Origin of the sequence: Cryobacterium sp. GrIS_2_6 (assembly GCF_035984545.1) — a bacterium.
GTDB lineage: Bacteria > Actinomycetota > Actinomycetes > Actinomycetales > Microbacteriaceae > Cryobacterium.
In genome coordinates this window covers 2,756,532-2,776,960 of the sequence record NZ_JAXCHP010000001.1, presented here as the reverse complement: position 1 = coordinate 2,776,960, position 20,429 = coordinate 2,756,532, and the positions used below count along the sequence as shown (strand labels likewise).

Annotated in this window: 23 protein-coding genes; 13 read left to right on the top strand and 10 right to left on the bottom strand. The window is 63.3% G+C overall.

What is annotated here, in order from left to right:
- Positions 1-11 precede the first annotated feature (11 nt).
- The 4 genes from RCH22_RS13660 (at position 12) to RCH22_RS13645 (ending at position 4,055) form a co-directional block, all read left to right on the top strand.
- Positions 12-1,118, top strand: coding sequence for a glycosyltransferase (locus RCH22_RS13660; RefSeq protein WP_327014420.1), 1,107 nt, complete (start codon positions 12-14; stop codon positions 1,116-1,118).
- Positions 1,115-2,200 (top strand): glycosyltransferase family 1 protein, encoded by a 1,086-nt coding sequence (locus RCH22_RS13655; protein WP_327014419.1) that lies wholly within the window; start codon positions 1,115-1,117, stop codon positions 2,198-2,200. The genes RCH22_RS13660 and RCH22_RS13655 overlap by 4 nt, the downstream gene beginning before the upstream one ends.
- A gap of 77 nt (positions 2,201-2,277) precedes the next feature.
- Positions 2,278-2,883, top strand: a complete 606-nt coding sequence (locus tag RCH22_RS13650; protein WP_166788308.1) for a DapH/DapD/GlmU-related protein — start codon at positions 2,278-2,280, stop codon at positions 2,881-2,883.
- Positions 2,880-4,055, top strand: a complete 1,176-nt coding sequence (locus tag RCH22_RS13645; RefSeq protein WP_327014418.1) for a glycosyltransferase family 4 protein — start codon at positions 2,880-2,882, stop codon at positions 4,053-4,055. The genes RCH22_RS13650 and RCH22_RS13645 overlap by 4 nt, the downstream gene beginning before the upstream one ends.
- A gap of 2 nt (positions 4,056-4,057) precedes the next feature.
- On the opposite strand, the gene RCH22_RS13640 is transcribed toward RCH22_RS13645, so the two are convergent.
- The 4 genes from RCH22_RS13640 to RCH22_RS13625 all read right to left on the bottom strand — a co-directional run bounded on the left by RCH22_RS13640 (position 4,058) and on the right by RCH22_RS13625 (position 7,347).
- Positions 4,058-5,140, bottom strand: coding sequence for a glycosyltransferase (locus RCH22_RS13640; RefSeq protein WP_323503013.1), 1,083 nt, complete (start codon positions 5,138-5,140; stop codon positions 4,058-4,060).
- Between the two features lie 87 nt (positions 5,141-5,227).
- Positions 5,228-5,749, bottom strand: a complete 522-nt coding sequence (locus RCH22_RS13635) for a YdcF family protein (RefSeq protein WP_134564244.1) — start codon at positions 5,747-5,749, stop codon at positions 5,228-5,230.
- Between the two features lie 123 nt (positions 5,750-5,872).
- Positions 5,873-6,736: a glucose-1-phosphate thymidylyltransferase RfbA gene (rfbA, locus tag RCH22_RS13630; protein WP_327014417.1), complete on the bottom strand. Its 864-nt coding sequence runs from the start codon at positions 6,734-6,736 to the stop codon at positions 5,873-5,875.
- A gap of 2 nt (positions 6,737-6,738) precedes the next feature.
- On the bottom strand, positions 6,739-7,347 hold the full coding sequence (locus tag RCH22_RS13625) for a dTDP-4-dehydrorhamnose 3,5-epimerase (RefSeq protein ID WP_327014416.1): 609 nt from the start codon (positions 7,345-7,347) through the stop codon (positions 6,739-6,741).
- Positions 7,348-7,413: 66 nt separating this feature from the next.
- Between RCH22_RS13625 and rfbB the strand changes: the two genes are divergently transcribed.
- From rfbB to RCH22_RS13595, 6 genes are all read left to right on the top strand, one after another.
- A complete protein-coding gene (gene rfbB / locus RCH22_RS13620; protein WP_327014415.1) occupies positions 7,414-8,403 on the top strand; it encodes a dTDP-glucose 4,6-dehydratase in 990 nt (329 codons plus the stop codon).
- A 110-nt stretch (positions 8,404-8,513) separates the two neighbouring features.
- On the top strand, positions 8,514-8,741 hold the full coding sequence (locus RCH22_RS13615) for a sugar nucleotide-binding protein (RefSeq protein WP_134564238.1): 228 nt from the start codon (positions 8,514-8,516) through the stop codon (positions 8,739-8,741).
- A gap of 142 nt (positions 8,742-8,883) precedes the next feature.
- Positions 8,884-10,338 carry a lipopolysaccharide biosynthesis protein gene (locus RCH22_RS13610; RefSeq protein WP_327014414.1) on the top strand — a complete coding sequence of 485 codons (1,455 nt, stop codon included), beginning with the start codon at positions 8,884-8,886 and terminating at the stop codon, positions 10,336-10,338.
- A gap of 560 nt (positions 10,339-10,898) precedes the next feature.
- Positions 10,899-11,444, top strand: a complete 546-nt coding sequence (locus RCH22_RS13605) for a sortase (RefSeq protein WP_323503019.1) — start codon at positions 10,899-10,901, stop codon at positions 11,442-11,444.
- A 195-nt stretch (positions 11,445-11,639) separates the two neighbouring features.
- On the top strand, positions 11,640-12,953 hold the full coding sequence (locus RCH22_RS13600) for a UDP-glucose/GDP-mannose dehydrogenase family protein (RefSeq protein WP_327014413.1): 1,314 nt from the start codon (positions 11,640-11,642) through the stop codon (positions 12,951-12,953).
- A 50-nt stretch (positions 12,954-13,003) separates the two neighbouring features.
- Positions 13,004-13,777 carry an HAD-IIB family hydrolase gene (locus RCH22_RS13595; RefSeq protein WP_327014412.1) on the top strand — a complete coding sequence of 258 codons (774 nt, stop codon included), beginning with the start codon at positions 13,004-13,006 and terminating at the stop codon, positions 13,775-13,777.
- Between the two features lie 13 nt (positions 13,778-13,790).
- Here RCH22_RS13595 and RCH22_RS13590 read toward each other — a convergent pair whose 3' ends face one another.
- A complete protein-coding gene (locus RCH22_RS13590; RefSeq protein ID WP_327014411.1) occupies positions 13,791-14,093 on the bottom strand; it encodes a hypothetical protein in 303 nt (100 codons plus the stop codon).
- 207 nt (positions 14,094-14,300) lie between these two features.
- Positions 14,301-15,194 carry a UTP--glucose-1-phosphate uridylyltransferase GalU gene (gene galU, locus RCH22_RS13585; protein ID WP_327014410.1) on the bottom strand — a complete coding sequence of 298 codons (894 nt, stop codon included), beginning with the start codon at positions 15,192-15,194 and terminating at the stop codon, positions 14,301-14,303.
- A 200-nt stretch (positions 15,195-15,394) separates the two neighbouring features.
- Between galU and RCH22_RS13580 the strand changes: the two genes are divergently transcribed.
- Positions 15,395-16,075: an LCP family protein gene (locus tag RCH22_RS13580; RefSeq protein ID WP_327014409.1), complete on the top strand. Its 681-nt coding sequence runs from the start codon at positions 15,395-15,397 to the stop codon at positions 16,073-16,075.
- 9 nt (positions 16,076-16,084) lie between these two features.
- Positions 16,085-16,423 (top strand): hypothetical protein, encoded by a 339-nt coding sequence (locus RCH22_RS13575; protein WP_327014408.1) that lies wholly within the window; start codon positions 16,085-16,087, stop codon positions 16,421-16,423.
- A 424-nt stretch (positions 16,424-16,847) separates the two neighbouring features.
- Here the strand turns inward: RCH22_RS13575 and RCH22_RS13570 are convergent, their stop codons facing one another.
- The 4 genes from RCH22_RS13570 to RCH22_RS13555 all read right to left on the bottom strand — a co-directional run bounded on the left by RCH22_RS13570 (position 16,848) and on the right by RCH22_RS13555 (position 19,145).
- A complete protein-coding gene (locus RCH22_RS13570) occupies positions 16,848-17,186 on the bottom strand; it encodes a hypothetical protein (protein ID WP_327014407.1) in 339 nt (112 codons plus the stop codon).
- A gap of 183 nt (positions 17,187-17,369) precedes the next feature.
- Positions 17,370-17,879: a VanZ family protein gene (locus RCH22_RS13565; protein WP_327014406.1), complete on the bottom strand. Its 510-nt coding sequence runs from the start codon at positions 17,877-17,879 to the stop codon at positions 17,370-17,372.
- Positions 17,880-18,126: 247 nt separating this feature from the next.
- Positions 18,127-18,882: an ATP-binding cassette domain-containing protein gene (locus RCH22_RS13560; RefSeq protein WP_327014405.1), complete on the bottom strand. Its 756-nt coding sequence runs from the start codon at positions 18,880-18,882 to the stop codon at positions 18,127-18,129.
- Entirely contained in the window at positions 18,879-19,145 is a 267-nt protein-coding gene (locus RCH22_RS13555) for a hypothetical protein (RefSeq protein ID WP_327014404.1), read from the bottom strand. Before RCH22_RS13555 ends, RCH22_RS13560 begins: the two co-directional genes overlap by 4 nt.
- 224 nt (positions 19,146-19,369) lie before the next feature.
- Here RCH22_RS13555 and RCH22_RS13550 point away from each other — a divergent pair, with 224 nt between their 5' ends.
- Positions 19,370-20,398 (top strand): LLM class flavin-dependent oxidoreductase, encoded by a 1,029-nt coding sequence (locus tag RCH22_RS13550; RefSeq protein ID WP_327014403.1) that lies wholly within the window; start codon positions 19,370-19,372, stop codon positions 20,396-20,398.
- The last annotated feature ends 31 nt before the right edge of the window (positions 20,399-20,429 follow it).

Sequence of the window (20,429 nt, the reverse complement as noted above, 5' to 3'; positions counted from 1 at the left end):
ACAACCACGTCATGACGAAATCAGTCGCCATCATCGGCACCCGCGGATATCCCAGCTACTACGGCGGGTTCGAAACCGCGGTGAGGAGTCTCGCACCGTACTTGTCCGATCACGACTGGAAGGTCGTTGTTTACGGGCGGCCCGGAGCGACGAAGGTAGACGATACGACTCTGGACCAACGTGTGTCCGCCGTCGAAACCTGGGGCCTTGAAACGAAGTCTTTGAGTACTTTGTCGTTCGGTCTTTCCTCAACGCTCCACGCCCTTATTCGAAAGCCAGACGTCGCGCTAGTCATGAACGTCGCGAATGGGTTCTGGCTGCCGCTCCTTCGTGCCCGAGGCATTCCCGTCCTGGTCAACGTAGACGGAATCGAATGGGAGCGCGCCAAGTGGGGAATGGCCGCAAAGGCCATGTTTCGGTCCGGAGCCTGGCTTACCGCCCGGTTCGCATCCCAGATCGTGTGCGATTCGAAGGAAATCGCGCGGCGCTGGCGCAATGCCTACGGCATCGATGGTGTCTTCATCCCTTATGGCGGAACGCTGACCTCGGACCTGCCTGTCGAGGCGGGCCTCAAGCACCGCGGTTATGTGCTTGTTGTCGCTCGTTTCGTGCCCGAAAACACGATTCCAGAGTTCCTGGACGCGGCGGAGTTGATCAGCACGTCGATCCCCGTCGTCATCGTCGGTTCGTCGGGTTATGGGGGAGTCCTGGACGAAGCGGCGAGGGAACTCGCCGCTCGTAATTCGAATGTCCAGTGGTTGGGGCATGTGAACGACGATCAGCGCCTGTTCTCCCTATGGAACCATGCAGCAGTCTATTTCCATGGGCACAGCGTCGGTGGGACCAACCCGGCCCTGGTCCAAGCCATGGCGTGTGGCGCCCCGACCGTGGCCCGGGACACGGTCTACAACCGAGAAGTCCTCGGTGAGGACGGTGCATTTGTCAGTCCCGACCCGCAGTCGATTCATGACGGCATCATGACCGTGGTCCACGCACCTGAGCGGGCCGAAGCCCTGGCCGCCTCGGCTCTCCGACGAGTGAAGGATTCCTACACGTGGGAGATTGTCGATGGAGCCTACGATAGGGCGCTCACCGCGCTGTCCCGGAGCCGGAAGTGAAAGTTCTTTTTGACGCCTTTTGGTGGTTCGGGGGACCTCCCAGCGGAAGGAATGTCCTTCGCAGCCTCGTCCTGGCCTGGTCTCAGGAATTTCCGGATGATCATCTCACCCTGGAGATCCCTGCAGTTGACCTGCCCAGGCGCGGCGAGATCCGGGAGTCGCTGCCGAATGCCGAAATCCTCACCCGCCGTGCACGCCTGCATGCGGCGAGCGTCGTCTTGCGCCCCGGATTCCGTGAATGTTTCGACACTGTGATCAGCCAGAACTTCGTGACACCGTTCTCACGCCAGCATCGAACGGTGTTCTTGCACGACGCCATCTTTCAGGAGCATCCGGAATGGTTCTCACGCAAGGAACGCATCTACCTGTCGGTCATCCCGGGACTGCTGAGATGGGCGCAGCTGATAGCCACCTCATCCCACGCGGAGAAGGATCGAATCCAGAGGCTCAACCACCGTATGAGGACGCCGGTCGTGGCAGTCGGTTTGGGCGTACCGCAACCGTTGGGCCACTCGACGGCGACACTGACGAGCCTTCCACTCAAACCGGGACGCTATATTCTGGCCGTTGGGCGCATCAACGTCCGGAAGAATATCGACACACTGGCGCGCGCCTTGCTCCAGCGAGGCACGATAGCGCCCGAGTTTCCGTTGGTGATCGTCGGAAATCCGGACGGCATTTCCGGTGAACAGCACAGCACAGTCCAGGGAATCGCTGCCGGCTCCATCCTCAGCGCCGGTGGCGTCAGTGACTCCGAACTCCTCTGGCTTTACGAGAACTGTGCAGTCTTCGCGTTCCCCAGTCTCGATGAAGGCTTCGGTCTGCCCGTTCTGGAGGCTCTCAATGCCGGTGCACGCCTCGCGCTCAGCGCCATTCCGGCCTTCACGGAATTCGGAGATGTTGGGCAGTTCTTCGATCCGGAGGACATCGACGACATCGCCGACAAGGTGTCGGCGGCCATCGTCGCCGAGCGACCGCGACTCCCCGACCCGTCCCGCTACGAATGGTCCACCATCGTGCGTCGGCTGAGGACTGAGATATCCGATTCGATAGCCGCTTCGCGCACCGGGGGAGAGAAATGATTCGCAGAGTACTGGACCGGCTATACACACGCGTCCGCGGGGTCTCGCAGGGTATCGACCCTGACGTGCGGACCGGCATGCTGGCATCGTTCATCGCCCGCAAGTTCGCAGACCGAGCACGGGGTCTGGTCCGAGGGTATCCGAGCACCTACATCGGGCGCCGCGTGGTGCTGCGATCACGAGGCAACCTTACACTGGGTGGACAGACCTCGATTGGCACGCTGGTGACCATCGATGCGCTGTCGCGGTCCGGCGTGCATCTGGGCAGCCAGGTCACGATCGATCAAAACGCCGTTCTGCGCGGTTCTGGTGTCATCCGTCACCTCGGTGAGGGCATCAGGATCGGATCGAGAACCTCGATCGGTGCCTTCAACGTCATCCTGGGGCAAGGCGGAATCGAGATCGGCGCGGACTGTCTCCTGGGGCCGAACGTGACTGTCGTGTCGGAAAACCACGTCTACACGAAAATGGGGGTCCCCATTCGCGAACAAGGTGAGGTGCGCATTCCAACGCGCATCGGGAACGATGTATGGATCGGAGCCGGCGTCGTCGTTCTCGGTGGATCCTCGATCGGTGATGGTGCGGTCATCGCCGCGGGTGCAGTCGTGCGCGGCGACATCCCAGCCAATGCCATCGCCGGGGGAGTCCCGGCCCGAGTCCTGGGTTCGCGGGGTGACGCATGAATACTCCGCTGAAGGTTCTCATCGTCACGCAGTCCCTTGAAATCTGGGGCGCCGAACGCACGCTCATCGAGTTGAGCAAGCGAGTCGACCACGAGCGCATCCAACTGACCTTTCTGGTCGCCCATTCGTCTCCACTTGCCGCAGTGGTCCGTGACTTGGGGTTCGCCGTTGTCAACCATCGTTTCGCACGCCATCCCGCGTTGGAGCGCAATGGCGGACTCCAAGGCGCTGGAGTTCGACTTCTCCTTTTGGAAGCGCTGTCAGCCTGGGGAGGCGGGTGGCGTCTCGCTCCCGTGCTCCGCCGTTTCGATCTTGTGCTGTCCTTCAGCATCTGGCAGGCGATCGAGACTTCCGTGGCGTCCAAACTCAGTCGCCGCCCTTTGGTACTGGATCTCCACGAGACGTTCTCGGGTCGGCGCGGTCACTCCGTCGTCCGCGCCCTTGCACGACTTTCACGGGGCGTCATCGCCCCGTCACTCTCCGTCCTGCAGAGGAGCGGCCTGGAGCCGAGTTCTACCATCAGCGTGATTCCACGACCGGTGACCGTCCCACTGGACCATCCGAAGATTCCGCACCTCAGGCCCAGCGATATCCTGGTCGGAGTGTTCGGGCAGATTTCCCCCCACAAGGGTGTCGACAGTGTTATCGAGTCCGTGGCGGCGTGCCGTAGCGACAGCGTCCGGGTCCTCATTGTCGGCGGACGGCCGGAAGAGATTCGCACCGACTATGAGAATAATGTGAGATCCAGCGCAGCAAGGTTGGGCGCTCGCGCTTCCGTGGCGGACACGGTTCCTCACGTCGGCGAGCTCATGTCGACCTGCGATTTCGTCGTAAATGCATCCGACCACGAGGCCTTCGGCCGGGGAATCGTCGAGGCCATTGCGGCTCGGGCCGTCCCCATTTCCGTCGGCGACTCAGGTCCGAAGGAAATCATCCAGGACACCGGAATCGGGGTGGCACTCGATTCGATTTCTCAACTGACCGGGTATCTCGACTCTCTGGCAGACGGGACAGTCCCTAGGCCGAAAGTGGACGATGAATCCCGGGCCGCCGCGCTCGCACAGTACGACCCGATAAGAATCGCAGACGCGTACTTCCGCACGCTCGAGCAGCTCGCAGGGGGCACGATGGACGGCGCGCGGCCGCTCGACTCCAGTCAGACGCGATTATGAGATCAGCTCGCGGGTGTGGCGCGACTGCGGATCTCCCGCATTTCCGATTCCCCTGGCCGGGACCTGTGCTGCGAACGCAGCTCAATGAGTGAGCTATAGAGGCTGCTGTGCTGGGTCCTCATCACGGCCCAGGTGCGGCGGGACATATCGGGGTGAGTCCCGTCGATCGCCTTGAGCTTGGCCACGGTAATGGCAGATTCCAGTGCCTCCGCAGTCAGCGGCCATTCAAACAGCTGGACCCACTCCTCACCGACCTCCTGTCGGATACTTCGGTTTGTGGGAGTGTCCGGCACAAGCGTCGGCGTGTCGAAGGACAGCGCCAAGAGCAAGGCTCCGGAGTTGTACATGTAGCGGTACGGCAGGACGATCAAGTCCGCGTCGGCCACAATCCGGGAGAGCAACTCGTCCGGGATATGGCGGGTATCAAAACGGACGGCATCGGATTCCGCGGCCGCCTCATGTAGTTGCGCCAGGTAGTCCGGATCCAGGGACTTGCCGGCGATCAGGAGTTCGACGTCGTTCCGTCGGAGAGTCGTGAATGCTTCGATGAGGATCTCCACACCCTTGTATGGGCGCACGAGCCCGAAATAGGTGACCCGGGTGGGTGCGTCGGCAGACTTCTCGGGCGTGACGCGGTCATACCAGTCGCGGTAGGTCCCATGGAGTATGACCACGCCCTTCGAGTAATCGTTTTCCGCCGAGTCGTTGAGGAATATCTCCACCGAAACCAGTGGAAGGAAGAACCGCAGGAATAGTCGGTCGACCCTGGTCAAGCTGTCGTGGCTGTCCTGATTGTGCATCGTGACGATCACTGGCGTTCGCAAGAGATGCAAGCGGACGAGCCACAGGGCGGCAGCGGCCGCCCTGAGGGCGGTCTTCGCGACGGATGTGCCACGGACCTGATATTCAGGCCAGTGGGAGTGGAAGACGTCGTATCGGGAGAAGATCGCATTTCGCCAGGAGAAATAGCGGACGTTGAAGTCCTTGGCCGTCTCGCGCGCGACCATTACGACGTAGGGGTTCGCCGCCGCATCTGGCTCTGCGAACGAGTACATGATTGTGGGCCTCATGGTCTTCTTGCTCACTGTCAAACTCCAGGATCTTCGATTTCGGGCGCGTGCCGGGTGCTGCGGTGGAAACTCAACTCGGTGTCGAGAAGCATGCTCGGGAGGTCAGCAATTCGGGGAGAGTGCGGCCTTGATGAATGCACCCGACTGGTAGAGGTATTGTCCTGCCCACTCAACGGCGTTGAGTCGTGAGGGCGTCCCGATAACGTAAAGGTCGCCAGTGAAACAACGGCCCATTAGGAGCCTGGTCCGGCTGACATGGGCAACCCCTGTGATTACCGTGGCCGTTGTCCAGCCTCGCTTCTGCGAGATCTGCGTGAGAAGCCGGGCCTCGCCCTGGGTCGTGAACGGTTCCGGAGTCACACACGTCACGCGGAACTTCTGAGGTCTCACGCAGAGGCCCAAGCCCGTGCTGTTGTCGAACGCGCGATCGTTTACCGAGATGAGCAGTTCAGATGCCAGGCCCTTCCGCATCATTGCTGTGGCAATCGAGAGCTCAGCGGCATCGGGCGGGCCGATCACATAGACGACGTCGGACTTCGCCTCTGGATCCGAGCGTGGAAAGACGTAAATCGGAGATCCAAGGACGCCGAAGATGACGAGCGAGACCCCAACGATGCCCGTCACGCGCATTCCCATTCGCAGAATTGACATTCGCAAGGCCTCTCGTTGTACGGACTCCCTTGTCTCGGTTCCATGGATACGATCCCGGTGTTCCACTTCCGGCGGAGCGGACGCGTCATTCGGGAACTAGATAGTGGGCAACGCTAACAGGTAACTGCCGTAGCCGCTTTTCTGCAGCGGTGCCGCGAGAACGGCCAGCTGCTTGCTGTCGATCCAGCCGGCGCGCCAGGCGATTTCTTCGATGCAGCCGACCTTGAAGCCCTGGCGGTCTTCGATCACGCGCACGTATTCGGAGGCCTGCATCATGGACTTGAAGGTGCCGGTGTCGAGCCAGGCTGTGCCGCGATCGAGCACCTGCACCTGCAGCTTTCCCTGTTCCAGGTAACGCTCGTTGACGGTACTGATTTCGAGCTCGCCACGAGCGCTGGGCTCGATGGACTTAGCGATTTCGATGACCGAGTTGTCGTAGAAGTACAGTCCGGGGACCGCATAGTTGCTCTTCGGCTTGGCCGGCTTCTCCTCGATCGAGACGGCCGTCATGTTCTCGTCGAACTCCACGACACCGTAGTCGGTCGGATTGCTGACGTGATACGCGAAGATCCGAGCGCCGTCGATGTCGGTGTGGTTGCGGAGGGCGGAGCCGAGGCCCGCGCCGTGGAAGATGTTATCCCCGAGGACGAGGGCGACGCTGTCGTCGCCGATGAATTCCTCGCCGATGATGAACGCCTGGGCGAGGCCGTCCGGGGAAGGCTGCACCGCGTACTCGATGCGAACGCCGAAGCTCGATCCGTCGCCGAAGAGGGCACGGAACTGGCTGTTGTACTCCGGGGTCGTGATGATCAGAATCTCGTTGATCCCGGCCATCATCAGCGTCGACAAGAGGTAGTAGATCATGGGCTTGTCGTAGATGGGCATCAGTTGCTTGGAGATGCCCTTGGTGATCGGCCACAGGCGTGTGCCGGAGCCGCCGGCGAGGATGATTCCGCGCATCGTTAGTTTCCTTCGTTCAGTGCCGCGTAGAACGCTTTCGCGTCTGCCCAGGTCGGGAGGAGCCCGTTCGCGGCGGACTCGGCGAGCCCGGGAGCATCGGTGTCTTTCGGGGAGAGCAGGAGTTCGCCGGCCTCGGGCGGGAAGACCAGGCCGATGTCGGTGTCGAGCGGGTTGATGCCGTGTTCGCGGCCCGGGTTGAACGGGGCCGTCACGAGGTAGCTCACGGTGGCGTTGTCGGTCAGGGCGACGAAGCAGTGCCCGATGCCCTCGGCGATGTAGACGGCACGACGGTCGGTGTCATCGAGGAGGACGCTGTCCCACTGGCCGAACGTCGGCGAGCCGACGCGGATGTCAATGATGTAGTCGAGCACGGCGCCATAGGTCGCGGTGACGTACTTGGCCTGGCTCGGCGGAATGTCCGCGAAGTGGATGCCGCGCACCGATCCGCGCTTGGAGACGCTCGTATTCGCCTGAACGATCTCCAGCCGGTGTCCAATCGTCTCTTCGAGACGATCGAAGCGATACCACTCAAGAAATAACCCACGGGTGTCACCGAACTGTTTCTGAGATATTTCGTAAGAATCGGGCACTTTTAGTTCACGTAGCTGCACGAAAATCAGTGTACTGAGGCCCCTACAATTGCACACAACATCAGCGAACGGGACGGTTACAGCCATATGAAGATCCTCGTTACCGGTGGCGCCGGTTTCATCGGCTCCAACTTTGTTCGTCGCACCATCGAAGACGCCTACCCGGGTCTGGAAGGGGCCGAGGTCGTCGTCCTGGACGCTCTGACGTATTCGGGCAACCCGGCCAACCTTGCGCCGATCGCCGATTCCCCCCGGTACTCGTTCGTGCACGGCGACATCCGCGACGCGGCGTTGCTCGACACGATCTTCCCGTCCCTGGACGCCGTCGTGCATTTCGCGGCCGAGTCGCACGTGGACCGGTCGGTGCGGGACGCTTCCATTTTTGTTGAGACCAACGTTCTCGGCACCCAGCAGCTCCTCGACGCCGCACTCCGCCATAATCTGGCCCGGTTCGTGCACGTGTCCACGGACGAGGTCTACGGGTCGATCGCGGAGGGCTCCTGGAACGAGGAGCGCGCCCTGGAACCCAACTCCCCGTATTCCGCGTCCAAGGCCGGCAGTGACCTGCTCGCCCGCTCGTATCACCGCACGCACGGGTTGAATGTGTCGATCACGCGCTGCTCGAACAACTACGGCCCGTATCACTTCCCCGAGAAGGTCATCCCGTTGTTCGTGACGAACCTCATCGATGACAAGCACGTCCCGCTGTATGGGGCGGGCAACAACATCCGGGACTGGTTGCACGTGGACGACCACACCCGCGCGATCGCGATGGTCCTCGTCGGCGGTCGCGCCGGCGAGATCTACAACATCGGCGGCGGCACCGAACTAACCAACCTGGAGCTGACCCAGCTGCTGCTGGACTCCACCGGCAAGGACTGGTCCTACGTGGACCGCGTCGCTGACCGTCTCGGCCATGACCTGCGCTACTCGGTGGACATCACCAAGATCCAGGCCGAACTCGGCTACGCCCCGCAGGTTCCCTTCGAGAAGGGCCTCGCCGACGTCGTGCAGTGGTACCGCGACAACCGCGACTGGTGGGAACCCCTCAAGGCCCGCGCGGCACTGAGCTCATGACCCGGTACCTGATCGGCCAGGTCATCTGGAACGTTGACCTCGCGAGCCAGATCGTCGCCCTGCTCGATGCGCACGCGCCCGCTGGGATCTACCACGGCACCTAGTCCGGTATCGTCAGCTGGTTCGGCTTCGCACAGCCCGTCCTCGCCGCCAACGGCCTCGACCCGCCCGGGGCCTCCCAACCGATGGCGCCTCCTTCGTGCGCCCCCGCACCCCGCCCCGCCTACTCCGTACTCGGCCACAACGTCTGGGCTAACACCGGACTCACCCTCATGCGCGACTGGGACGACGCCCGCACCCAGGCCGTGGCCGAACGAGCCCTCGAACCGATAGGTTAGGGCAGCGCGTTCTGCTTCAGACGAATCTGTCGAGAAGAGATTGGATCGGTGCGCCTTGAGCCATCGTAGGGTCGCCGACGTTGAGCGTCGCATGTCGCGGAGCAACCATGAACGTCGAACGAAATAAGGGAAGTCTGCAATAGTGACATCTGAAAACGAGGGACTCGGGCGGTTCGCCGCACGAGGTGCGCTTTCAACGGTCGCGGGGCAAGTCATTCGTCTTGCCGTGCAGCTGGTCGGCGTTGTGATTCTGGCCAGATTGCTCGGCCCAACGGATTATGGGCTCATCGCCATGGTCGTTGCTATCGTCGGCGTCGGTGAAGTGCTCCGAGACTTCGGCCTCTCGTCCGCTGTCATGCGGGCTGAATCCTTGTCTGTCACTCAGCGCAACAACCTATTCTGGATCAATACCCTCATCGGAGCGGTTCTCACCATCGCCATCATTCTGTTGAGCAATCCCATCGCCGATCTCTACGGACAGCCTGAACTCGTCGGAATCTGTATCGCCATTTCCTTCACATTCCTACTGAATGGAATGGCAACGCAGTATCGTGCAGGTCTCGCTAGGAATCTCAAATTCGGGTACCTCGCCCTGGTTGAAACGGCGGCCCCGGTGTTGGGCTTGGTCGTCAGTGTCGCTCTCGCCTTTACAGGATTCGGATACTGGGCCCTCGTTTGGCAGCAGCTCGTCCTTGCCTCGACGGGGCTTATCCTCGCTGCATTCTTAGGCCGCTGGCTGCCTGGTCCATACTCAAGGAGAGCGGAGATGGGCTCTTTCTTTCGGTTCGGAGCAAATCTCGCCGCCACCCAGATCTTGAACTATGCAAGCGCCAACATCGACTCAATCGTTGTCGGATACAGTTTTGGATCGACTGTGTTGGGGTTCTACAATCGTGCCTTCCAGCTGATCAGCCTTCCTCTGAGCCAATTCAATGCGCCTGCGACAAAGGTGGCCGTTCCGATATTGTCGCGAATCAGAGATGATAGTCCACGCCTGGCTTCCTTCTTGATCCAAGGGCAGTCCGTCCTCCTGCATGTTGTGGCCGCGACCTTTGCCTTCACAACGGCACAAGCGTCTGGCCTGATAGACGTCGCCCTCGGCCCTCAATGGTCCGCCTCGGTCCCCCTCTTTCAGATCCTGGCGGTCGGCGGAGTCGCTCAATCTGCGGGATACGTTGTTTATTGGATATTTCTTGTTCGCGGACATACCGGGTCACTCTTGCGCCAGGAGCTAGCTACTCGACCAATAATGATCACGTTCATCATCGTCGGCTCGCTGTGGGGAACAGCAGGTGTCGCCGCCGGCTACGCCATGGGCCAAATTTTGGCATGGCCATTCGGGCTGTGGTGGGTGAGGAAATATTCAGTTCCGGCCCTCGCCTTGTTCGGTAATGGACTGCGAATATGCGCATACTATGCAATTGCAGGACTACTGTCTTTCTTCGTCAGCCATGCCCTGTCTCTAAATTCGATCGGGCAGTTGCTCGTGGGTGCGAGCACATTCTCTTTGGCGTTGGTACTTCTTGGTATCGCAAGCCGACGGTATCGTGCTGACGTGGCGCTATTCGCGAAGGTCGTCAGGTTGACCCGACGGTGAGGCGTTTCATGAAATGCCGATTCGTTGTCGGTGGACGGGCTCGACCGTCTCAGCGATATTTTCGAGGTCTCGTCGGGCCTGACAGAAGCACAGGAATGGGAGAACGAGGAAGACCACAATTTTTCGGGGGAGAGCGAGATCTGCATCCAAGGGCAAGTCCCATCCCGGACGAAGGCTGGTGGCAAATCCAATAGCCAAACTGACGGGGCTCCAAATTGCTTCGATCGCCATGAACGCGACCCTCAACGTGCGGGAGAGGGGCTGCTGTCGTTTTGGTTGACGCCTCACTCGTGGGATTTCGGTGGGGTGAAGCTATGCATAGCGACAGTGGTGGTGACGTCGGGATACGGCGTGTCGTTGTAGCGCTGAGTATTCTTCCTCTTGACCGCGAGATGACCACGCACTTATTCGGTGATCGCCGTCGACGCAACGAAATGTTCACCCGATCGAAACACTCGAACTGGAGATAGGCTGTGAATGTCACCTAAAGTGGGGGTAGCCTCACTCGAGGTCAGCCAGTGTCGGCGACAAATTAATTGATCCACAGCAGGGATACCACTATGGCAAAAAAAACCCTCGCGGTGATTGCACTCGCAGTCCTCGCCGTTTTCGCAGTCCCGGCAGCAGCTAACGCTGCCGGCTACGTTCCGGACGGCCAGATCGTCGTCTCGGGCACCCCGGCCCCCGGCGCGACGGTAGTCGTCGACTTCACCGGCGGATCCTTCACCCCCGGCGAAGACGTCTCCTTCTCTTGCACCGGTTCCGGACTCGCCACCCTTTCCGTCCTAAAGGCCGGCACCGCCACCCTCGTCAAGTCCTCCACGTCGGCTGGCGCAGCCAGCGTCAACGTCGTGCTCCCCGCCGGAGCCACCGGGTCTTACACCACTACCGCGACCGGCCTTACCTCGGGTACCGTCGGCACCGCGACCATCACGGTCGTGGCCGCTGATTCAGGCACGACCGCTTCCGGCACTGGTGGTGGCCTCGCCGGCACCGGTTACAACACCCCGGTTCTGCTCATCTGGGCGGCGGCCGGCGCGCTTCTCCTCGGTATCGCCCTCGTGGTCGTGCTGAGCTTCGTTCGTCGTCGTCGCGTAACCGCGTAGCGGATACCCTAGGCAACTTCTACCGACACTGTGTGAAGTTGATCGCCACGAAGTGAAACCCCCAGGAAAGGCCCCGGACATCGTCCGGGGCCTTTCTTAACGCGGGTGACAGGTGTCCTGTCTTCCGCAACGCCCGACGTCAGTTCTTTGTCACGGGTATCGCCGCCGCTAGGCTTTTTCTATGGAGTTGCACGCATGAAGATTTCCGTCATCGGTTGTGGGTACCTGGGAGCCGTACACGCGGCCGCGATGGTCGAGCTGGGGCACGAGGTCGTCGGTATCGACGTCGATGCGAAGAAGATTGCCCAACTCGCCGTCGGTCTGCCTCCGTTCTTCGAACCGGGACTTCCGGAAATCCTGACCTCGGCAATGGCCACGGGACGACTTCGATTCAGCACCGACATTGCCGAGGTCGCAGGCGCCCGTGTGCACTTCGTCGCCGTCGGCACCCCTCAGAAGCCCGGTAGCTACGCAGCAGACCTGACCTACGTCGACGCCGCCGTTCAGGCGCTCCTCCCGCACCTCAGCGCCGGAGACCTCGTCGTGGGCAAGAGCACCGTCCCCGTCGGAACCGCCAGCCGTCTCGCGGGCATCGTGGAGGCCTCCGGCACCGGGGCGACCCTCGCCTGGAACCCCGAGTTCCTGCGTGAAGGCTTCGCCGTGAAAGACACCATCAGCCCCGATCGTCTGGTCTACGGCGTTGCCGCTGGAGAGCCCGGCGAACATGCCACCGCGCTGCTCAACGAGATCTACGCCACGGCACTCGCCGCCGACACCCCCCTCGTGGTTACCGACTTCGCCACGGCGGAACTCGTCAAGGTCGCAGCCAACGCGTTCCTCGCCACGAAAATCAGCTTCATCAACGCCATGGCCGAGATCGCCGAGGTCACCGGTGCTGACGTGACCCAGCTTGCCGACGCGATCGGCTACGACAACCGCATCGGCCGCCGCTTCCTGGGCGCCGGCGTCGGCTTCGGCGGCGGCTGCCTTCCGAAGGACATCCGCGCGTTCACAGCCCGGGCCGAAGAACTCGGTCGCGGCGAGTCCGTCGCATTCCTCAAGGAGGTCGACGCGATCAACCTGCGTCGACGTCAGCGTGCGATCGACCTCACCGTGTCGGCACTCGGCGGCAGCGCCTACAACGCCAAGGTGGCCGTGCTCGGCCTCAGCTTCAAGCCGCACTCCGACGATGTGCGCGACTCGCCCGCACTCGACGTCGCCGTGCAACTGCACGGTCTCGGCGCCAACGTTGTTGCGACTGACCCGCAGGGCATCGAGAACTCGCGGGCGCGGCACCCGCAACTGACCTACTCGACGGACCTGGAGGAGACATTGCGGGGCGCGGACGCTGTCGTGCTCGTGACCGAGTGGCCTGAATTTCGGCACCTCGACCCGGTGTGGGTCGGCGGACTGGTCAAGAACAAGATCGTCATCGATGGACGCAACTCCTTCGACGCCGGCGCGTGGCGGGCCGCCGGCTGGACATACCATGGACTGGGCCGTCCCTAACTGAACCGGCTGCGGACTCCAGAGATTTAAGTAAGGAACACAGCACACTCATGACGACTCTTCCGCGCCTGGTGGCCTTCGACCTGGATGACACTCTTGCCGCCTCTAAGTCCCCGATCGACCCGCGTATGGCGGACCTGATGGTGCGCCTGCTCGGTGTTGTGGAGGTCTGCGTGATCTCCGGTGGCCAGATCGGCCAGTTCCACATGCAGCTGATCGACAAACTTATCGATGTCGACAATGCGGCGCTGGCCCGCCTCCACCTGATGCCCACCTGCGGCACGCAGTACTTCCTGCACCAGGCGGGCGGCTGGACACAGATTTACGCGGAGTACCTCTCGGATGACCAGAAGTCGCGCGCACTCGTGGCCGTGGAGACCACGGCCCGGGAACTCGGCTACTGGGAAAGTGACACCTGGGGACCGATCCTGGAGGACCGCGGGTCACAGATCACGTTCTCCGCGCTCGGACAGGCCGCTCCGGTGGCCTCCAAGGTCGCGTGGGACCCGACAGGGAGCAAGAAGAACGCTCTGCGTGAAGCCGTGCAGGTACTGCTGCCCGACCTCGAGGTCCGGTCCGGAGGCTCGACCTCGGTCGACATCACCCGACAGGGGATCGACAAGGCCTACGGCATGAAGAAGCTCGCTCAGCTAACCGGCGTACCTCTCGATGACATGCTCTTCGTGGGCGACCGGCTCGACGAGAACGGCAACGACTACCCGGTGCTTGCGCTCGGGGTCGAGTGCTTCGCTGTTGAGGGCTGGGAAGACACTGCCGCGTTCCTGGAGACGTTGATCCCCAAGCTCGCCGCCGCATCCGTCTGACGAGTCGTCAGCCTCAGTTGAGCGGGAAGTCCAGGGTACTCAGCGTGAACTTGTGCTCGAGCTTCCGCCATTTCGCCAGCACGAGGGTGGCCCCGTCGACGCGGAGGTCTTGGACGAGCCCGATCGTGAATACAGCGCGCTTCATCGAAGTATTCCAACCCTGCATGGGGTGGTAGACCGAGACGATCTTCGGCACGGCCTTCAGGTTGTCGAACTTGTCGAGGACAAACGGGTGGATCGATTTTAGGTCGACCTGCCAGGCGGCAGGTAATGAGTCGGGGGAGGGTGGCGGCGATTCGGGGCGCGGTGACGACATTGTGAATCCTCTGGTGACGACTGGCGAAGTCCGGGCGGAATCGTTGGTGCACTCTGGCCAGAATACGGCCGCAGAAGTACGAACTTGCTGAACTTTTACAAAGCGCAATGTGCGGGAAATGAACTCGTCACGTACTGCCAGTGTACCCACAAGAGGGGGCACGGAACCAAGTGGTTCGGTGCCCCCTCGGCGTGCTGTGGGCTTTCGCTACTCGAGGGTCGCGGCGAACTCCTGCAGCCAGGCGCGCAGGTCCGGGCCGAGGTCGGGGCGGTCGACCGCGAGCTGCACGATGGCCTTGATATAGTCGAGCCGGTCGCCGGTGTCGTAGCGGCGGCCGCGGAAGATGACGCCGTAGACGCCGCCGGTGAACTGCGGGTTGACCGCCATCACCTGCAGGGCGTCGGTGAGCTGGATCTCGTTGCCCTTGCCTGGCTTGGTGTTTTGCAACACCTCGAAGATCTCGGGGCGGAGCACGTAGCGACCGATGATGGCCAGGTTCGACGGGGCATCCGCTGCGGAGGGCTTCTCGACCAGGCCCGTCACCTTCACCACGTCGGGGTCGTCCGTGGTCTCGACGGCGGCGCAACCGTAGAGGTGGATAGCCTCCGGCTCGACCTCCATCAGGGCGACGATCGTGGCGTTGCGCTTGCCCTGCTCGGTGAGCATCTTGGAGAGCAACACGTCGCGGTCGTCGATGATGTCGTCGCCGAGGAGAACGGCGAAGGGCTCGTGGCCGATGTGCATCTTTGCACGCAATACGGCGTGGCCGAGGCCGAGCGGGTCGCCCTGGCGCACGTAGTGCACGTCGGCGAGTCCGGTGGCGAAACGCACCTTGGCGAGGCGGTCCTGGTCGCCCTTCTTCTCGAGGAGGTCTTCGAGCTCGGTCATCCGGTCGAAATGGTTCTCCAGCGCGTTCTTGTTGCGGCCCGTGATCATGAGCACGTCGGTGAGGCCGGCGGCGACGGCTTCCTCCACGACGTACTGGATTGCCGGCTTGTCCACGACCGGGAGCATCTCCTTGGGCATGGCCTTCGTGGCGGGCAGGAAGCGCGTACCCAACCCGGCGGCGGGGATGACGGCTTTGGTTATCTTCGTGGTCATGCCACTCAGGGTATTGAAGAAAGGTTACGGCGTCATTACGCGGTGATAGACGGCGTGTCGCCCCCCGTTTACGGGTGTTTTTGAGACTTCAGCCCCCGGGACAGGGCTTGCGGCGCGAGCTATATTGTTTGCACCTGAAACGCACCGTTCTTGCACCGCGACTGCTGGAGGCCCACCGTGTCGAACCCGAATCGAGAATCGTGACGGAGGCGGCCGCTGTACGCCAGCCGTCGGGGGTCTGGCGAATCACATCCATCCTGCTCGTCCTCCTCCTCGCTGCGGGTGCCGGTGTTGCGAGCATCGGGTCCATCGTGGGGCGACTCTTCGACCTCGAGCTCCCCACGCTGTCCCACCCGTTTCCGGCGGAGGCCGCACGACCGCCGGTGTCGACCGGGCTCGCCGCGGGGGCACAGAACATCCTGCTGCTGGGCTCGGACACCTGGGACCAAGTCAACGGTTCGCTCGTGAACATCAGTAAGCAGCGCTCGGACACCATCATGGTTGTACACATTCCGGCGGACCGGCACCACGTCTACGTGATGTCGATCCTGCGGGACAGCTGGCTCGACCTGCCCGGCTTCGGCTCGGACAAGATCAACGCGGCGCTCTCCTATGGGGGCGTTCCACTCGCCGTGCAAACGATCGAGGGACTCATCGGCACCCGCATCGACCACGTCGCACTCGTGGACTACGCCGGGTACAAGGGGCTCACTGACGCGCTCGGCGGGGTGGACATCCTGAACCCGGTCGGGTTCCAGTCCTCCGCGAGCGACCACTACTACCCGTCGGGGATGCAGCACCTCACCGGCGACGAGACCCTCGCCTTCGCGCGCGAGTGGCGGGCGTTCCCCGACGGGGACTTTCAGCGGGTGCGCAACTAGCAGCTCGTGATGCGGGCCACGCTCACGAAGGCGATGCAGCCGGAGACCCTCGTCGACCCCGGCAAGGTGTCCGCCCTGCTCAGCGCGGTTCGTCCATACATTGCCGTGGACGAAGGCCTCAACGTGGACTACCTGACCGGGCTCGCGGGCTCGCTCGCCAGCATCCGCTCGACGGACTTCACATTCGTCACGGCGCCGACGAAGGGGATCGCGGTCACCAGTGACGGCCAGTCGATCGTGAACCTCGACCTGGCGAAGCTCGCGACGGTGCAGCACGCGTTCCAGACCGACACTCTCGACACGTTCGAGCCGGAGTACCAGACCATGCAGACGGTGCCGGCGCCGTAGATCTTGTGGCGGCAGTCGAACGGCGTGGCGTGGGCGTCGGGCCGGTCGCGTGGGGGTGGACCTACTCCGCGGGGAGGTGACACTGCGGGGCTGGCTCCTCAAGCCAGGTTGTGCCTACGATGATCGCATGTTCATTCTGTTGTGCCCGAACTGCGACAGTCCTGTCGTGCGCGGGCCGTATGCTGTTTTGGCGGAGTTTGGCTTGCGGTACTGGGTGGATCGGTGCCCGCGAGAGGGCTGCGGGTGGGAAAACTCGGGGATGGACCTGATCTGAGGCGAGGTCGCCACCACAGGGGTCTCGGCCGCACCCCGATTCGTGAGGCCCTCCGCCGCCTGCACGAGGCCGGGTTGGTGGGCCTCATGCCCCATCGACCTTGATACTGATGAGGGACCGGGGAACGGTGCACGCCGGCCTCGGACGGAGCTAGTAGACGTCGTCCCAGTGGTCCTCGAACGCCCAGTCGGCACTCGTTGACGCCACTGCGCGTGTGGTGGTGATTGCGGTGTCGAGCTCGGAAGCGAGGACGTCGATTCGATCGCGCAGGACCGCCACTGCGCTGCGCGTGTCGCGTTCGGCACCGAGGCCGTCCTCCGGAATGCTGATGAGTTCGCTGCCGGGGGCGACGAGAAGGTTGACGAGTATTTCGCTGCCGTCTTGGGTGAATGAGGGCACCACAAGCAGTTCCGAATTGTGACCGTAGGTGAGCAGTGCTGTCAGCTCCAGCACCGCGTCGGCAACGGCATCCGTGGTGAGGAACGTCATGCCGCAGAACGACATTCTTTTCATGATTCCCCTGACCTGCGCAGCGCCGAGGCAGCCCGACTCACAAGGAAAATGCTAAGCCATTCCCGGGCCGACGGCCAGTAAGATTTTTCGGTTCACCCTCCTCACTGTCGGTGCCGAAATTGCCCTGCGTTCTCGGCCGAGGTTCCTCGAGTCGTTGAGCTAGACATCCGCCGTGCGGGTGCGCGGGCGGGCGATCTCAGCGAGGATCAGCAGCACGAGGCCGAGGAGGACGCCGACCACGGCCCCGCTCGTGTTGGCGATGACGTCGTTGAGGGTCGCGAAGCGGCTTGAGAGGAAGAGCAGCTGGCAGAGTTCGATCGTGCAGCTCGCGGCGAACCCAACGAGTATCGCCCACCACCAGCGCCGGGCGCCGGCGAGCACCACGATGAACACCCCGACCGGGATGAAGAGCACGATGTTCGCGCCGAACTCGACAGTGCTGTAGCGGAACCAGCCCGGGGCGCCGTGCTGGTGCAGCCAGTTGATGAGGTGCAGCAGCGGGCCGTCGATGTTGCGGTCGACGGGAACCGGCCAGAACGCGATCAGGGCGAGGGCGACCACATAGACGACGGCGAGGGCGATCACCCAGCGGCGCAGCAGCGGATGCCGGTGCCCGGCCCCCGCGGGGACGGGTCGTCCCTGACGTTCAGCGATCGTGTCGAACACCACAGCACCTCCCCGGAACAGAGCGGGTGAGCGACCGGTCCGACGGCGTCGGGTTGTGGACCACGTCACCATCGATCCGTCCACTGTATGCCTCCCGGCTGGTCGCCCGCTGGAGTCCGCGCGAACCAATTCGACGGAGTTTGTGGATTCTCGGCACGTGGGACGGCGGTTGAACCGGTTCAGAACGGAAAAAGTCCGTCGAATCGGTGAGGTACCGGGGTGTCGCTGGGTGCGCGCTGGCGCGGCGGCGCTAGCAGGAGAGGGCGCCGGCGCCATGGTAGAACGCCGAAGCGTCGACGGAGTGCAGCGCGACGACGTGCGGCACGCCGGCCCTGGCCCCGGGCGCGAGGTCAGCGGGACTGAAGCTGTAGGGCTGTCGGGAGTCGAGCATCCATTGGGTGTGCGGATGCTGCGGGGACTCGAACAACTCGTCGACCGAGCCCTGTTCGACGATGCGCCCGGTCTCCAGAACCGCAATGTGCTCGCAGCACTCGGCGGCGACGCCGAGGTCGTCGGTGACGAGGATGAGCGCGAACTGGTGCTTGCTCTGCAGGGCGCGTACGAGGCGGAGCAGGTCGGCTAGGGGGCGGGCGTGCGCGGGGCCGGCGGGGATCTCCGCGATGAGGAGCTCGGGGTCGAGGGACAGCGCCGCGGCGACCGCGACCCTCTGCACGACGACGGGGGAGAGATCGCCCGGGTAGGACAGGGCCACGACCTCGGGGTTGTACAGGCCGACGCGGTCGAGGGCTTTGAGGGCGAGCTTGCGGGCGGCGGGCCGGTCGAGGCGCCGGCGGAGCGGGGACGAGAGTTGGCTGAGGATGGTGCGGGTGGGGTCGAGGGAGCCCAACAGGTCGGGGGGAAGGTATCCAATGTTCGCGCCGAGCAGGCGCGCCTGGGCGCGGCGGTTCAGGCCGACGAGCTCCTGGCCGTTGAACAGGATCGACCCGTTCGTCACGGCCTTGGTCGAGGGCAGCAGGCCGGCGATGGCGAGCGCTGTAGCAGTCATGCCGCTGCCGGACTCTCGACGAGCGCGAGCGACTCGCCCTGCATCAGGGTGAGCGCCACGCGGGACACCTCTGGTTCACCGGGCGTTCCGGCGCCGTCGCGTGTGCCCTGACGAGTGTTGGCCACGGTGAGTCCGCGCACATCGAGCAGTGACATGGCCCGGAACGCATGGGAGGGCATGGGGTCCTGGTCGGCGCGCTCGCGCTCCGTAGCGGTGGACTTGGTTCCGGCATCCTTGACGGTGTGGTCACGTAAGTGGTTCATGGCCGGCCCTATCGTGTTGCAGTGGGTGCTTTACTGTATCCAATCGTCACCAGCTGCAACCGGTTCTAGAGAGATTCTCAGGAAGGGTATAACTCCTGCAAATTTTCCCCAAACAGGCCAAAGCGCCCATTGTGCGGGGTCTGGCGGGAATTTGCAGGAGTTATGCACCGGCGGGGTGCGCAAAACAGGGAATCTCGCACGTTCAAACGTTGTTTGAAGAGAAGATGAAAACTTTGCCGATCAGCGTGCTCGACCTGGCCAGCCGTCCCGCGGGCGGCACCAACGCGGAGGCCGTGGCCGGCAGCATCCGCCTGGCGCAGCGTGCCGAGGAGCTCGGCTACGACCGTTTCTGGGTGGCCGAGCACCACAACATGCCGGCGATCGCCTCGAGTGCGCCGTCCGTGCTGATCGCGGGGATCGCGGCGCGGACGACGCGGATCCGGGTGGGGTCCGGCGGCGTGATGCTGCCCAACCATGCCCCGCTCGTCGTCGCCGAGCAATTCGGCACCCTGCGCGCGCTCTACGGCGACCGGATCGACCTCGGCATCGGGCGGGCGCCCGGCACCGATGGAGCGACCGCGCTCGCCCTGCGCCGGAGCGAATCGGGGTTGGGCGTCGACGACTTCCCGCAGCAGCTCGTGGACCTGATCGGGTTCTTCCACGGCGGCATGGCGGCGAACAACCCGCTGCGCGGCATCACGGCTTACCCGGGGCTCGGCGACGCCCCGGAGATGTGGCTGCTCGGCTCGAGCGGGTTCAGCGCGCAGCTCGCCGGGGCGCTCGGGCTGCCGTTCACGTTCGCGCACCACTTCGCGGGCGAGCACACCGAGGAAGCCCTCGACCTGTACCGGGCGCACTTTGAACCGAGCGCGTTCCTGGCCGCCCCGCACGCGATGATCGCGGTCGGGCTGATCAGCGACGACGACCCCGAGGCGGTGCGCCGGGAGTCGCTGCCCGGGCTGATCACGTTCCTGCGGATGCGGCAGGGCAAAAAGCCCGCCCCGGTGTCGCTCGAGGAGGCACTCGCCTACCGCTTCAGCGAATACGAGCTCTCGTTCGTCGCGTCCCGGAACCGCCGCCAGGCCGTGGGCACCCCGGCCGAGGTGGATGCCCGGCTCACGGCGCTCCTCGATGCCACCGGGGCCGACGAGCTCATGCTCAGTGCGCAGTCCGCGACACTTGCCGGGCGCATCCGCTCGGTCGAGATCGCGGCGAGCCTGCGTGCGGACCCCGCGGAGCCCGCCGCGGCATAATACCCCTGTTCGGGGAAGAAACTGAGGGGTA